Annotated in this window: 1 protein-coding gene; it reads left to right on the forward strand. The window is 68.3% G+C overall.

The annotated features are described in order from the left end of the window. Positions 1-717: IclR family transcriptional regulator (locus OR16_RS39235; protein ID WP_006165100.1), on the forward strand; the 717-nt coding region annotated here is incomplete at both ends.

A 717-nucleotide genomic window follows, 5' to 3' on the forward strand; every position in this document is an offset into this window, starting at 1 on the left:
ACGCGGGCTCTCGGTCATCCGCGCCTTTGACGCGCAGCACCCCGCCCAGACGCTGAGCGAGATCGCACACGCCAGCGGCCTGACCCGCGCCGGCGCGCGGCGCATCCTGCTGACCCTGGTCGGCCTGGGCTATGTGCGCGCCGATGGACGCCTGTTCCGCCTCACGCCCAAGATCCTCGACCTGGGCTTTGCCTACCTGACCTCGATGCCGTTCTGGAATCTGGCCGAGCCGATCATGGAGGCGTTGTCGCAGGAGGTGCACGAGAGCTGCTCGATCTCCGTGCTGGACGGCACCGAGATTGTCTATGTGCTGCGGGTGCCGGCGCGCAAGATCATGACCATCAACCTGTCCATCGGCAGCCGGCTTCCGGCCTATTGCTCGTCGATGGGCCGCATGCTGCTGGCCGGCCTGCCGCCCGAGGAGCTCGATCGCGTGCTGGGCGCCAGCGAGCTGCGCGCCCGTACCAGCCGCACCGTCACCGATCCCGCCGAGCTCAAGGCCATCATCGCCGGCATCCGCGCGCGCGGCTGGGCCCAGAACGACCAGGAACTGGAAGAAGGGCTGGTCTCGCTGGCAGCGCCGATCCGCAATCGTGCGGGCCAGGTCATCGCCGCCATCAACATCAGCGGCCAGGCCAACCGCACCAGCGCCGACGACATGGCCGGCAGCTTCCTGCCGCCGCTGCTGGCTGCTTCCGAGAAAATCTCGAACCTGAT

The sequence above is a fragment of the Cupriavidus basilensis OR16 genome, assembly GCF_000243095.1.
Taxonomy (GTDB): domain Bacteria; phylum Pseudomonadota; class Gammaproteobacteria; order Burkholderiales; family Burkholderiaceae; genus Cupriavidus; species Cupriavidus basilensis_D.